The sequence below is a fragment of the Jeotgalibacillus malaysiensis genome (assembly GCF_044789845.1).
In the GTDB taxonomy this organism is placed as follows: domain Bacteria; phylum Bacillota; class Bacilli; order Bacillales; family Jeotgalibacillaceae; genus Jeotgalibacillus; species Jeotgalibacillus malaysiensis_A.
On the sequence record NZ_CP085252.1, the window covers coordinates 251,472 to 263,896 of the forward strand.

Annotated in this window: 15 protein-coding genes; 11 read left to right on the plus strand and 4 right to left on the minus strand. The window is 42.3% G+C overall.

Translation table 11 applies throughout. From position 1 onward, the window contains the following. Positions 1-90 precede the first annotated feature (90 nt). Together LG330_RS01350 and LG330_RS01355 are read left to right on the plus strand one after the other, a co-directional pair. Positions 91-219: a hypothetical protein gene (locus LG330_RS01350; protein ID WP_404406888.1), complete on the plus strand. Its 129-nt coding sequence runs from the start codon at positions 91-93 to the stop codon at positions 217-219. Then, a complete protein-coding gene (locus LG330_RS01355) occupies positions 209-1,507 on the plus strand; it encodes an LLM class flavin-dependent oxidoreductase (RefSeq protein ID WP_404406890.1) in 1,299 nt (432 codons plus the stop codon). Before LG330_RS01350 ends, LG330_RS01355 begins: the two co-directional genes overlap by 11 nt. Before the next feature lie 311 nt (positions 1,508-1,818). On the opposite strand, the gene LG330_RS01360 is transcribed toward LG330_RS01355, so the two are convergent. Continuing rightward, a complete protein-coding gene (locus LG330_RS01360) occupies positions 1,819-2,229 on the minus strand; it encodes an Ltp family lipoprotein (RefSeq protein WP_404406892.1) in 411 nt (136 codons plus the stop codon). 326 nt (positions 2,230-2,555) lie between these two features. On the opposite strand from LG330_RS01360, the gene LG330_RS01365 reads away from it, so the two are divergent. Together LG330_RS01365 and LG330_RS01370 are read left to right on the plus strand one after the other, a co-directional pair. Then, entirely contained in the window at positions 2,556-3,836 is a 1,281-nt protein-coding gene (locus tag LG330_RS01365) for an IS110 family transposase (RefSeq protein ID WP_404405991.1), read from the plus strand. Positions 3,837-4,216: 380 nt separating this feature from the next. Then, entirely contained in the window at positions 4,217-4,447 is a 231-nt protein-coding gene (locus LG330_RS01370; protein WP_404406894.1) for a hypothetical protein, read from the plus strand. Positions 4,448-4,505: 58 nt separating this feature from the next. Here the strand turns inward: LG330_RS01370 and LG330_RS01375 are convergent, their stop codons facing one another. Further along, complete coding sequence (locus LG330_RS01375) at positions 4,506-5,480, minus strand: Ltp family lipoprotein (RefSeq protein ID WP_404406896.1); 975 nt, start codon at positions 5,478-5,480, stop codon at positions 4,506-4,508. 359 nt (positions 5,481-5,839) lie between these two features. On the opposite strand from LG330_RS01375, the gene LG330_RS01380 reads away from it, so the two are divergent. The 5 genes from LG330_RS01380 to LG330_RS01400 all read left to right on the plus strand — a co-directional run bounded on the left by LG330_RS01380 (position 5,840) and on the right by LG330_RS01400 (position 8,924). Next, entirely contained in the window at positions 5,840-6,850 is a 1,011-nt protein-coding gene (locus tag LG330_RS01380) for a hypothetical protein (RefSeq protein ID WP_404406898.1), read from the plus strand. 142 nt (positions 6,851-6,992) lie between these two features. Further along, positions 6,993-7,265: a hypothetical protein gene (locus tag LG330_RS01385; protein WP_404406900.1), complete on the plus strand. Its 273-nt coding sequence runs from the start codon at positions 6,993-6,995 to the stop codon at positions 7,263-7,265. 300 nt (positions 7,266-7,565) lie between these two features. Further along, the gene (locus LG330_RS01390) at positions 7,566-7,883 is read left to right on the plus strand and encodes a PadR family transcriptional regulator (RefSeq protein WP_404406902.1); all 318 of its coding nucleotides are present in this window, start codon (positions 7,566-7,568) and stop codon (positions 7,881-7,883) included. Continuing rightward, positions 7,870-8,436, plus strand: coding sequence for a DUF2812 domain-containing protein (locus tag LG330_RS01395; protein WP_404406904.1), 567 nt, complete (start codon positions 7,870-7,872; stop codon positions 8,434-8,436). The genes LG330_RS01390 and LG330_RS01395 overlap by 14 nt, the downstream gene beginning before the upstream one ends. Positions 8,437-8,486: 50 nt before the next feature. Then, positions 8,487-8,924 carry an SRPBCC domain-containing protein gene (locus tag LG330_RS01400; protein WP_404406906.1) on the plus strand — a complete coding sequence of 146 codons (438 nt, stop codon included), beginning with the start codon at positions 8,487-8,489 and terminating at the stop codon, positions 8,922-8,924. 112 nt (positions 8,925-9,036) lie between these two features. Here LG330_RS01400 and LG330_RS01405 read toward each other — a convergent pair whose 3' ends face one another. After that, a complete protein-coding gene (locus LG330_RS01405; RefSeq protein ID WP_404406908.1) occupies positions 9,037-10,029 on the minus strand; it encodes an LLM class flavin-dependent oxidoreductase in 993 nt (330 codons plus the stop codon). Between the two features lie 493 nt (positions 10,030-10,522). Between LG330_RS01405 and LG330_RS01410 the strand changes: the two genes are divergently transcribed. Next, positions 10,523-10,747, plus strand: coding sequence for a hypothetical protein (locus LG330_RS01410; RefSeq protein ID WP_404406910.1), 225 nt, complete (start codon positions 10,523-10,525; stop codon positions 10,745-10,747). 394 nt (positions 10,748-11,141) lie between these two features. Then, a complete protein-coding gene (locus tag LG330_RS01415; RefSeq protein WP_404406912.1) occupies positions 11,142-11,561 on the plus strand; it encodes a hypothetical protein in 420 nt (139 codons plus the stop codon). A 79-nt stretch (positions 11,562-11,640) separates the two neighbouring features. On the opposite strand, the gene LG330_RS01420 is transcribed toward LG330_RS01415, so the two are convergent. Further along, the gene (locus LG330_RS01420; protein ID WP_404406914.1) at positions 11,641-12,336 is read right to left on the minus strand and encodes a FadR/GntR family transcriptional regulator; all 696 of its coding nucleotides are present in this window, start codon (positions 12,334-12,336) and stop codon (positions 11,641-11,643) included. Positions 12,337-12,425: the final 89 nt, after the last annotated feature.

The window sequence follows — 12,425 nt, forward strand, 5'->3', positions numbered from 1 at the left end:
TAGCCTAAACCACTTCTCCGCTGAAGTGGTTTTTTATGTGTCAGCTAATATTTTATCTGCTCTGAGAACGAAAGTGAGAGCGGGAAATGTATGGGAAAGCAAAAATTACAGGTTAGCTCAACAGGAATGCAAAAGCCGGAACAATTAGCACATATTATCGAGGCCATCGATGAAAACACAAATATACAGATTGAAGGTGTAAATGCTTATGAAGAGTAAAAAACAATTACATTTAGGTGTGCTGTTAATTGGGTGTGGCCATCATCAGGTTGCCTGGTTAATGGAGGATTCAAGCATTGAACAGATCGGAGAAGTTTCGTATTATCAATCTTTAGCAAAGCTGGCGGAGTATGGATGTTTCGATGCAGTATTTTTTGCTGACAATCAATCGTTACGGGCAGAAAATGATCGTGTATTACCGGCTTTTTGGCTTGATCCGGTAGTGAACTTGACTGCTATTTCACAAGTCACGGAATATATAGGCTTAGTGACGACCATCTCAAGTACTTTTTCTAATCCTTTCACTGCAGCAAGACAGCTGCTAAGTCTCGATCATATAACGAAAGGGAGAGTTGGATGGAATTTAGTTACATCAATGACAGATTGGGAAGCTCATAATCATGGTTTAGAAGAGTTGCCTCCACGCAATAAACGATATGAAAAAGCTGAGGAATTTGCTGATTTAATGAATCAACTTTTTTTGTCATGGGATAGTAAGGAACTTTTATATAAACGTACAGAAAACAAACTAATCAACTCTGCTAATATAAAACCTATCAATCATCAAGGTAAATACTTTAAAGTAAAAGGACCATTAACGACGCCAAAAAGTCCTCAAGGCAAGCCGGTATCGATGCAGGCTGGCGCATCCGGTCAAGGGATCGAGCTCGCTTCAAAATATGCTGATGCCGTTTATTCTGTATCATGGAACTTGAACCAGGCAACAAAATTCCGAAATAAATTGATTGAACAAGTTGATAAAAACAACGATGTTGAACGGCACATCAAAATATTCCCGGGTTTAGTTACATATGTCGGGCGTACTTATGAAGAAGCCCTTGCAAAAAAAACAGCTTTAGATGAAAAATTACCTTTGGAAACCTCTTTAAACCAGTTGAGTTTTTTTCTTCAACAAGATTGTTCAAGCTGGGACATTGATAAGAAAGTACCTTCATTACCTCCAGTCGAGGAATTTAAAGGACCAGTAGGAAGATATGAAACAATTTTAGAAATTATAAACGATACTGAACCTACTGTTAAAGAACTCCTGGGTTACTTGAGTGCAGGCGGAGGTCATCTTACATTAGTTGGTACACCTGAGAAAATTGCAGATGAAATGGAGGTGTGGTTGGAGAGGGGAGTTGCTGATGGCTTCAACCTTATGCCTCCTGCTTTACCTGAAAGTTTAAATGACTTTATAGATTTAGTTGTGCCGGAATTACAGAAAAGAAATATCTTTAGAAGCCAATATTCAGGTAAAACTCTTCGTGAACATCTGGGTTTATAATACATTTTCCAGCTAATAAAATGGTGAACCTGTGACAGACTTAATGAAGCGGGGACAAAAGTGTCTTGGTCTCTCCAAATCGTTTCGCTGCGCTTCAGGCGGACGCTTTCCGCGTGAGTCACGGTTTGTGTGACTCCGGTTCAATCGAGCCTCCTCAGGCTTCGCCCTGCGGGGTCTCAGCTGTCCGTCACATCCCGCAGGAGTTGCCACCTTACGCTTCGCTACACTATGATCACTATAAAAATTTATTTAGTTGATCAGATTTTATATTTTTGTCCCAGCCTCTTGTTTTATTTGAAGCAGTTGTAACATTAAAGCCCCACCATATCCACCGCATAAGTAGCATCCTCAACGCTGAACCCTTCAAATATCAACTGATCAATCAGACCGGACCTTGAAAATGAGGTGTAGTCAAGGTAACTTTCAGCAGATTTGACTGCCTGCTCACTCCAGTCAACGCTGATGTTTTCCACCGCATAAGTAGCATCTTCTGTGCTGAATCCTTCAAATTCCAGTTGATCGACTAACCCGCTCTTTGAAAAAGCCGTATAATCTAAATAACTTTCAGCAGATTTAACCGCCTGTTCCGTCCAGTTAACGCTAATATTTTCAACTGCAAAAGTTGCATCTTCTGTGCTGAATCCTTCAAACTCCAGCTGATCAACGAGTCCGCTTTTCGAAAATGCGGTAAAGCTCAGATAAAACCTCCCTGTCCTGAACACTATTCTGACAATACAAGTCAATTGCATAAGTGAAAGTAAGAAGTAAGTGATTAAAGCACTTTGCGGTGAATTAATTGAATAGTTATTTGTAGGTGCAAATATTCATAAATGTGTTCAGGACAGGGAGCAAACCTCCTAGCTGGAACAATAATGAGTTAAAAGATCATGCGAAACTTTCTTTCATGACCGCTCGTATACGTAATAAAGGAGCATTCCTGTTAGGAGAGTTTTCGGGGTCTTGAACAAAAAAGAGCCCTCTTGGTAGGATATGGGGTGTCAATGCACTAAGAATTGACCCCTAATTTGTTACCAAGGAGGACTCCACCATGGATTTTATACAAAATCACAAAATTAATCAAGTCACCGAAAATACACTCGTTATTGGAATGGACATCGCAAAACGCACGCACTATGCCTGCTTTGTTGATGATCGTGGTCGAATGTTGAAGAAGCCATTCGCCATCTCCCAGTCACGTGAAGGATTTGAAGGGTTTTATCATAAAGTACTAGAAGCGATGAAAGAGTTTGATAAAACAGAGGTGCTGGCTGGTATTGAACCTACAGGTCATTATTGGCTGAATCTCGCTTACTTTCTCGCTGACAGAGGGATTCCCCTCGCCATGACAAATCCGATGCACGTCAAGCGCTCTAAAGAGCTTGATGACAATCTGCCAACCAAACACGATCGCAAGGATGCATTGGTGATTGCGAGGCTATTGAAAGATGGACGTTTCAGTTATCCGCGGATTCTGAGGGATGCCGAGGCAGAGCTTCGCACTGGTGCCACACTAAAAGGACATCTGACTGAAGAACTTGGGTCAGTCAAGAACATGATGATTCGCTGGCTTGATCGTTATTTCCCTGAATTCAGAACGGTTTTCCCGTCGTTCGGGAAGATGGCGCTCGCAGCGCTTGAACAGACCCCTTTGCCACAAGATGTTCAGGGCAAAGGTCTCGAGGAACTACTAACCCTTTACCGAAAGGTAGACGGATTATCTTCTCCTCAAAAGCCAAAAGCAGCTCGTTTGATAGAGGTAGCTAATGACTCAATTGGGATGACGGAAGGCTTAGCGATGGCCCGTATGGAAATTGCCACGCTGGTTCGCCGTTTTCGGCAGCTTCTGATTGAAATAGAAGCTGTCACTGCCTCTCTGACAGAGATGGCACAGTCCTCAGTTGAGTATGAGTGGCTTGCGAGTGTAGATGGTTTAGGTGATGCCACGATCGCTGAATTAATGGCTGAGATCGGCAGCTTTTCTCACTACCAGGACCCACGCCAATTAATAAAACTTGCGGGGTTAACACTGAAAGAGAATTCTTCCGGTCAGCATAAAGGTCAAAAACGGATTTCAAAACGTGGAAGAAGCAAGCTTCGTGCCCTTTTATTCCGCGTCATGATGCCCATGATTAGGCACAATCAAGCATTTAAAACGTTACATGACTACTACACAACACGACCTGAGAATCCATTGCGTAAAAAGCAATCAATCGTTGTACCTTGCGGGAAACTCTTAAGAGTTTTACATGGGATTGCGACAAAACAAAGAGTGTTCGATGAGGCGATTATGATGAAGGATATCCCAGTCTTGAAGGTTTCTGTAGAGTAATGAACCATTCTGACTCAGCCTAACAAAGGATGACACGGAGAAGCTGGCATCATTCATTCCATTCGACTATGAGTCCCTAAAGGAGCATAGCCGGCCTCCGCCTTATGATTAGACCGAACGAAGGAATGTTGGCACACAGATGCCCGGAGACATGGGAGGGTACGTCATCATAAGTATTGCGGAGATCCATTGTGCATCGCATATTTACCCCCACTACTACCATTTCATAACAGTAGTAGCCGCGAAGCGTATCTCATGTCTGTAAAATCAAAACAGCATTTTAAATTACTGTTAATCATCGTGTCAAAAAAATTTTTTTGACACCCCATAAACGGCTCAAACCGTTTGTATAACAACATTTTAAGAGGGAGGCGGAAATCTTGAAAAAGTATTTTGTCTTTATTCTAAGCTTAGCGGTGTTATACATAGGGTTTCAAATAGCATCAGGCTGGGTGCTAACCGCTCTTTATACGCCTGATCCAGGCAGCATAAATCCAAGTGCAGGAGAAGCACCTGTATTCTACTTATCTCCGGCGATTCAACTCATGGGAATACTATTCATCACAACGTTAGCTTATATGTTCACTCAAAAGCTGGTCAGTAACGCGTGAAAATAGATAGAGCCATGCACAAAGCACGGCTCTTGTTTTAATTAAAACAGATGTATTATCAAAGGCCCACCATATCCACCGCATAAGTAGCATCCTCAACGCTGAACCCTTCAAATATCAACTGATCAATCAGACCGGACCTTGAAAATGAGGTGTAGTCAAGGTAACTTTCAGCAGATTTGACTGCCTGCTCACTCCAGTCAACGCTGATGTTTTCCACCGCATAAGTAGCATCTTCTGTGCTGAATCCTTCAAATTCCAGTTGATCGACTAACCCGCTCTTTGAAAAAGCCGTATAATCCAAATAACTTTCAGCAGATTTAACCGCCTGTTCCGTCCAGTTAACGCTAATATTTTCAACTGCAAAAGTTGCATCTTCTGTGCTGAATCCTTCAAACTCCAGCTGATCAACGAGTCCGCTTTTCGAAAATGCGGTAAAGCTCAGATAGCTTTCAGCCGTTTGTATGGCCTGTTGCTGAGACATTGTACCGGCGGCTGCTTCTGCTTCTTCAGCGGCTAACCTTTCCGCTTCTTCTTCGGCTTCACGCTCGGCTTCTTCAGCAGCTATTCTTGCAGCCTCTTCTTCCGCTTCACGCTCAGCTTCCTCGGCAACAAGGCGCTCCGCTTCTTCTTCGGCTTCGCGTTCTGCCTCTTCAGCAGCCAGTCTTTCCGCTTCTTCAGCAGCTAACCTTTCAGCCTCTTCTTCGACCTCACGTTCAGCTTCGCGTTCTGCTTCTTCTTCAACCAGACGTTCCGCCTCTTCCTCCTCAGCCTTCTTTGCTTCTTCCTTAGCCTGTTCACTTGCCGCATCCGCTTCAGCTTCCTCAACACCCGCAATATCCTGCTCTGCCGGCTCCGCTGTGACACCGATCATCACAAAGAATATGACCATTGAAGATCCGAAGTACATCAGCACTCTTTTCCTGCTTCGCTTACCTTCAGGCACCCACCTTAATACAAGATCAGGCTTAACCAATCCGACAAAGAGAGCAAATGCTGCTACGACAAAAAGCAACAAAAAAAAGACCGCCATATGAAATCCTCCTTTGATGTGTAATGAGATCACTTCGCTTGCACTGGTCATAAAGCTGAACGTGACAGCTAAGAGAATATTCATCTGGTAATCCTGGACCTGCCGGCTACTATGTAACTATATTAACTGAATATTTAGATTTATTTATATTGTAATCATTCATTGCTTTGAACACAATAAATTAAAATATATTTCCAAAAATAAAATTCAATTGGATTATACATTTTTTGGTGATAGTAAAGTGTTTGATAAGGCAGTCATAATCAATCCACTAAATGTTATCAGAAGAAGAAAGAATTCCTTCCCCACTTTTATTAAGTATAAATTAGGGTACTTGGATAAAAAAGGGAGGTCTTAGTTTGGAAAAGATCATTAAAACAGCCGGGATAGCCTCTATTGCTTTACTGCTTGCGAGCTGTCAAAACAATGAAAATGAAGCAACAGAGCAGGATATGCAGCCGGCTGATGAAAACGCTCAGCAGGAAGAAAGCTCAATGGATCAACCGGATACAGAAGACAATTCGGCAGAAAATATAGAAGATGAGAATGTAGATGAAAGTGAATCAGATCCTTACGAAGAAACCGAGGCGTCTCCTGACTATTTCATTGATACATATATTTATAACGGAGAAACTGAGTTCTTTACAGCGTTTACGATTAATCGTGATGAAGGCCAAAGCACTTCACCTGAGGAAAGACTGAAGTCGTCTCTTCTTGAAAATGATCCTTCTGAACAGGAAATCCTGCGTCCTTTTACTGAAATGACCGTTGAGTGGCCACGGCTTCAGGTGCATTTTACTGAAGAAGGGAATCAGCTCTCTACTACCTCTGCGCAAACAAGTTTGTTTTATGACTCGCTGTTTGGCATGAGTGATCTGTATGGGATTGAGGAAGTTGCATTCTTGAATCCGGATGGTGAGGAAAACATCATCGTAGCCCAAAGAAATGTTGATGAGCCGATCCTGATTGAAGAAGAAAGAGGTCTTACGCGCGGGTATTATACCATTTACGATAAAGATTCAGAGCAGACATTTTTCCTGCCGGGCGGGGTGTTAGAGGAACCGGTTGAAAATGAAGATGGAGAGCCTTTGACCTTTCCAGAAACGTTAGAAGCGATGGAGTCAGTGAAAAGTGAGGATGTCTTTTACGATTCAGCGATTATAGAGGGATTTGAAATTGTAGAGGCTTCAATGGAAGATGATGTGGCAACAGTTCAATATACGATGGATGAAGAAATGGTCACTGAGTTTGACCAGATCGTTTTTGAAAACGCCATTCAACTTGCAGCCCTGGACTTTCATGCCACAGAAGTTCATATGTTAAATGATACTTTGCAGGTAAGCACGATTTATCCCTTAGTCAGATACTAATTTAGTTTTGTTTTGCCCTGATTTGAACAAAAAGATTATGTCGATAAAATATCAATAGATTCACCAAATGTTAAAAGTAATGACTTATAATGGAAACGATAGTGTGGCAGCGTCTTTACGATGAATCGAGAAGGGGAGTAACATGACAAGAGAAAAGTTAAACGGTTTAATCATCTTTAGCATTACGATTACTGTGATTGGTTTTGTTCTGCTGTTCTTCAGTGTGAGCTTCGGAACATCGCTTGCTGAGAACTGGCTGTTCCAAAGAGGCGAAGCAGATACCGCAATGTACCTTATTATCATCGAAAGCTATATTCAGAATTTCATTGTTGCCGGAGGTGTGCTTTTTGGTATTGGCCTCGCCACAATGACAATCTTTTATTACAAAATACTAAGTACTCCTGAGTTGAAGTGAACCTGTTCACACTTTAATATTCTGAAATGATTGCCTCTGTATTGCGCACAACTCAAGCATATTAAATAGACAGAATGAATTGTGCAGAATTTGTTTCTGACACAGGGCCCTCTACTAAATAGTCATCTCACAAAAGTCGATTTCTCCATGTAAGGGAAATCGACTTTTTAATTTACCTCTAAATAGATCTCTCACATTCACTTTCAATAAATGTAAAATACCATTTGACTATTCAGTTCAACTGTATTAAAGTATTTATTAAGTTGAACTATATAGTCGAACTGAATAAAGGATGAGAGTATGAAACATAAATTATTACCATTGTCTGAGACGATGCATTATATTTTGCTGGCATTGCGTGAACCGCGTCATGGTTATGCTGTGATGCAGGAGATTGAAAAAATGAGTCATGGAGATGTGATTTTAGCGGCTGGTACGCTGTACGGGGCGATCGAAAATCTGAATAAACACGGCTGGATTGAACCGGTTGGAAATGAAGGACGGAGAAGGATTTATCAAATCACTGAAGAGGGAAGCGCTGTTTTACAAGCTGAACAGGAGAGACTTTTGCATATCATATCTTTGTATGAGGGAAGTGAAGCAAATGAAAAAATTTAAAATCTTTTTTGACGTTGAGAAAGAAGAGCAGTGGCTGAACGAGCAGCTGCAAAAGGGATATCGCTGTACGAATGTAAGCTCATCAGGGTTCTACACATTCGAGAAAACTGACAGGAACTATGTGATGCGGATTGATTATCAGGATCGTTTGTCTAAGCAAAAGCTTGAGGAATACAAAGCCACCTATGAAGATTTCGGCTGGAGCTATATGAACGGATCCTGGATGAGCGGCATCAGGTACTGGCAAAAAGAAGCTGACGGTCAAAATGAAATTTTCTCCGATCGCGAGTCCACGGGGAGTTATTATAAAAGGTTAATGACCTATTCTTTTTGGCTGGGGACAATGTGTCTGGTGTTTTCCTTCCTGCTTTACAGTGATTCGGGGTTATATCATGAAGGACTTTGGAACATGGAAGGGTCATTATTCTGGAAAGCCCTGTTATTTGAAACACCGTTTGTTCTTTTGAAGCTGTTGCCTTTGATTTTAGTTGTGTTGTTTAGTGTGAGTTATTATAAATCGTATAAGAAGTATTCGGTTTTAAAAGAGCAATAATCCAAGTGCTTGTTTTGGTATGAAAACATACTTGAAAGGAAGATCACGCAATGGAAAATACGTCTTTTTCTATCAGTATCAATACTTCAAGAGAGCAAGTATGGAATACGCTCTGGCATGATGAAACGTTCCAGGACTGGGCAAGTATCATTGATGAAGGTACGTATAAAAAAGGTGACTTAAAAGAGGGAAGTGAAATGGAATTCATTTCATCAGTGAACGGCTATGGTGTTACAAGTAAGGTTGAGAAACTTCGTCCTCAGGAGTACGTGTTATTCAGGCATCGTGCTGACACTCAGGAAAGCGGCCAGCTGGCGCGTGATGATGAATGGACTGGAGGAAGTGAAAGCTACACGCTGACGGAGCAGGGTGACGGGACACTGTTAGTTCTTACAATGGATATTCCGAAAGAACAGGAAGAGACGTTTGCTGATCGGATTCCGAAGGCGTTGGAGCGGATTAAGTGGTTGGCTGAAAAAGCTGATTGAGACAAAGGGACGTATGTCGTAATCAGTCGGCTGTCTAATGATTCGTCCCTGGTTTCTAAGAATAAATAAAACGCTGAAGCGCATGTTGCTTCAGCGTTTTATCTGCATTGCCTTACAATAACTCCTCTGCCAGCAATCTATAAACATTCAATCGTGCTTTCTGGGAATGGGGGATGCTGACGATCATGGCTTCATCGAAACCGTACTTTTCCTGCTCTGCTTTCAGCTTGTCGGCCACATCTTTGGCTGCACCGACAATATGAAGCGGACGACGATGCTGAATCTTAATTTTATCCATTTCTGTCAGTGGATAGTCTTTTGCTTCCTCCGGAGTGAGCGGCTGAGCGATTTTCCCCTGAGAAAGCCAGAGCCCGGCAATGTCCTGCGGCAGTGCTTCATATTCTGCTTCTTCTTTCGTTTCCGCTGCTGTTACCATATAGCACACATTGATTTCAGGTTTTTCCATAAGTGCTGAAGGTCTGAAATGGTACCGATATGCTTCGAGAATTTCTGTGCTCAACTGGCCATTAAAAAACTGTGCAAATGAATACCCCGCACCCAATTTCGCTGTTTCAACCGCGCTGTTGCCGCTTGATCCGAGCATCCATGCTTCAGGTAACGCGACATGACCGGGTACTGCGGGCGTTGAACCGTGCAGCTTGCCTTCCGGGACCTCATCATTGATCAGCTGCATGGCAATCTTAAACTTTTCATACATATTATCCAGTAAAGGTCTTCGTCCCTCTGATAGTGCATACATGGCACTGCTGTCACCACCAGGCGCTCTGCCGACACCGAAGTCGATTCTGCCGGGTGAAAATGCACTCAGTGTCTTGAAAACTTCAGCCAATTTTAATGGCGAGTAATGCATCATCATCACGCCGCCGGTGCCGATTCTGATATTTTCTGTTTTTGATGCAAGTCTTGCTGCAGTGATTTCAGGTGCAGAGCTGACGTGAGATTCTAATCCATGGTGTTCTGCCATCCACATACGGTGGTAGCCGAGTTCATCAGCCAAAATTGCCAGTTCCTCAGATTTTCTGAGTGCATCAACTGCGGTATTGCCCTTCGTCACAGGCGATTGATCCAGTACACTTAATCTCATTGAAAACATCCTTCTCTCTATTACATGATCTTAGGTAAAATAGTAATCTCGTTAGCTTCGAGATATGTTTGATAAATAACAGGAGAAACTCAGCTTCTACATTGTTATATTTGAGGTGAACTATAGCAGTATCCAACCATTCTTTCAATCTGAACGACTTCCAATCAAAAGGGATGGCTTGCTCTTCATCCTGTAAATTACAGAACAGGGAGAGGGAGTACAGTAAAGCTTTGAATGAATATTTATAGATTTAAATATTTGTAAATGTGTAGCGGCAGGGGGTTTCGAGGCCACATTATAATCATTAAGAGTGGGAGCACCTTTTAATTCTTGAGGTGCTTTTTAATTATTGAAATGTTTCCTTCAGTAGGGTAAACCGAGACTATATATTTAAAAAATCTTATGAAATAAAAAAGGGGGGGAGAATCTTGAAAAACTCTGGGATGATGAAACGTTCCGCTACTGGGCAGGTATCATAGATGAAGGTATGTATATGAAAGGTGAGATGAAAGAAGAACGTGAGATAGAATTCATTTCATTAGTTAACGGCTATGGTGTCACAAGCAGAGTAGAGGAGCTTCGTCCTCAGGAGTATGTGTTATTCAGGCACCGTGCTGACACGCAGGAAAACGTCCAGATGACTGCGATTAAAACAACTAAACCAATAAACAATATCTTTCTCATTGTGTCCTCCCGTATTCGAAAAGGTAGATGTTAAATGATGGTTGCGATTTCGATATTTAACTAGCATAGTATAGGTAGATGGATAATTTTAGTTGATACAAGCGTAACACAACGTAGGTCAAAACAAGAGGCTGAATTGATCCTATTTATATCTAGAACACTCATAGAAAGGTGAACACAATGACTGTCATTCCGTTTTTAATTAACATTATTTTAAGTTTGTTCATGCTTGCAACTGGCTTTTATGCCTGGAACAAATCTAAGACTCAAAAGAATTATCGTGTAGTGTCTATCATTTTAATGTTTACGGGCATTGCTTCTCTGCTTCTTAATGGGGTAACTGCTATAGTGGAAATGTGATTAAATGGGAATTTACTTTTAGAAACTCAAGACGGAAAGAGTCACAATTTAAGGAGGGGGACTAACTCATGAACCGAACAGAGATCAAAAGAACCAACTGGGTTGTGTACGTTACTGCATTGTTGGCAGGGCTGATTTTTACAGCATATGCATTCTACGAAACAGCAAATCCTGGCACAGGCTATGATGCCGGACAATCAAGATTTGGCTTTTCGGCTAGTGAGACTATCATGTATTCACTGATCTCGTTATTTTTTGTTGTGCTGCTGATATTTCTTTGGAAAAGAATTGCTCCTTATCACATTGCTGCTTTAACCTTCGTTTCATCTGTACTGCTTCACAATCTGATTCATTCTCTCACGATTGGTTGGGTTGGGCTGGCGGCCATGATGATTTTGTTTTTGGGTGTGTTGCTCACGCTCGGTATGGTCATTTTCAACTTTTTTGTCTATCGCAGACTTAAAAAGCAGGTGCTTGTTAGTGAGTAGAGACATCAGTGTCATGACAAATTTAAAAACTCTTGATGAGTGACTACGAGACTCATCAAGAGTTTTCTATTTTACACAGCTATTTACGCTCTCCCCAAATCTCTTCATAAGCCCTGTTTAAATGCCTCAGCATCAACTTCTTCGCATCATCCGCCCGCTTATCCTTGATCGCCAGATAGATCATCTCATGCTCAGCATACGTCGTCTGATAGTGGGAGGCGTCTGAGGAAAAGCGCTGCCTACGCGTCGTTCTAATATTCTTCTCCATTTGCGCCACAATGCCATCCACTGCCTCGATCAGCATCCGATTTTGCGAAGTGCGGACAACCGTCAGATGAAAGGTGACGTCTGCCATTGCACCCTGTTCTTCAGTCAGCGCATGCTTCATCAGATCCAGGCAGTCATCAAACGTTTCCAGATCTGCAGGTGTTGCCCGAATCGCCGCCAGGTAAGCCGCTTCACATTCCAATGCTCTTCGCACTTCAAGCATTTCCGCCGTGAGGGAGGGGTCTGCTTTCAGGTTCAGCTTAGCCTGATTGTCTGCAGCATCCTCAAGCCGTGATACAAGCAGGTAATGTCCGCCGCCCTGCTTTGACTGAATTGCACCAGCTTCTCTTAAATAATGCAATGCCTCGCGCACACCTGTGCGGCTGACCCCGAGCTGCCTTGCAAGCTCACGTTCCGGTGGGAGCTTTTCACCGATTGCCAGGTCCCCATTCAGATACTTATGTGAGAGCTGTTCCACTACTTGTTTGTACTTTGGATAACTTTCCACCGCGATGTCAGCAACTCCTTTAAAAATGTTCTTGAAATGTTCAGATGATTGCGTATAATGAGACTAAATTGGTTGGACCAATTAGTGTC

Coding starts and splice junctions, on each gene's coding strand:
- LG330_RS01350 (WP_404406888.1), top strand. CDS start 91: ATGGGAAAGCAAAAATTACAGGTTAGCTCAACAGGAATGCAAAAGCCG.
- LG330_RS01355 (WP_404406890.1), top strand. CDS start 209: ATGAAGAGTAAAAAACAATTACATTTAGGTGTGCTGTTAATTGGGTGT.
- LG330_RS01365 (WP_404405991.1), top strand. CDS start 2,556: ATGGATTTTATACAAAATCACAAAATTAATCAAGTCACCGAAAATACA.
- LG330_RS01375 (WP_404406896.1), bottom strand. CDS start 5,480: ATGGCGGTCTTTTTTTTGTTGCTTTTTGTCGTAGCAGCATTTGCTCTC.
- LG330_RS01385 (WP_404406900.1), top strand. CDS start 6,993: ATGACAAGAGAAAAGTTAAACGGTTTAATCATCTTTAGCATTACGATT.
- LG330_RS01390 (WP_404406902.1), top strand. CDS start 7,566: ATGAAACATAAATTATTACCATTGTCTGAGACGATGCATTATATTTTG.
- LG330_RS01395 (WP_404406904.1), top strand. CDS start 7,870: ATGAAAAAATTTAAAATCTTTTTTGACGTTGAGAAAGAAGAGCAGTGG.
- LG330_RS01400 (WP_404406906.1), top strand. CDS start 8,487: ATGGAAAATACGTCTTTTTCTATCAGTATCAATACTTCAAGAGAGCAA.
- LG330_RS01405 (WP_404406908.1), bottom strand. CDS start 10,029: ATGAGATTAAGTGTACTGGATCAATCGCCTGTGACGAAGGGCAATACC.
- LG330_RS01410 (WP_404406910.1), top strand. CDS start 10,523: ATGAAAGGTGAGATGAAAGAAGAACGTGAGATAGAATTCATTTCATTA.
- LG330_RS01415 (WP_404406912.1), top strand. CDS start 11,142: ATGAACCGAACAGAGATCAAAAGAACCAACTGGGTTGTGTACGTTACT.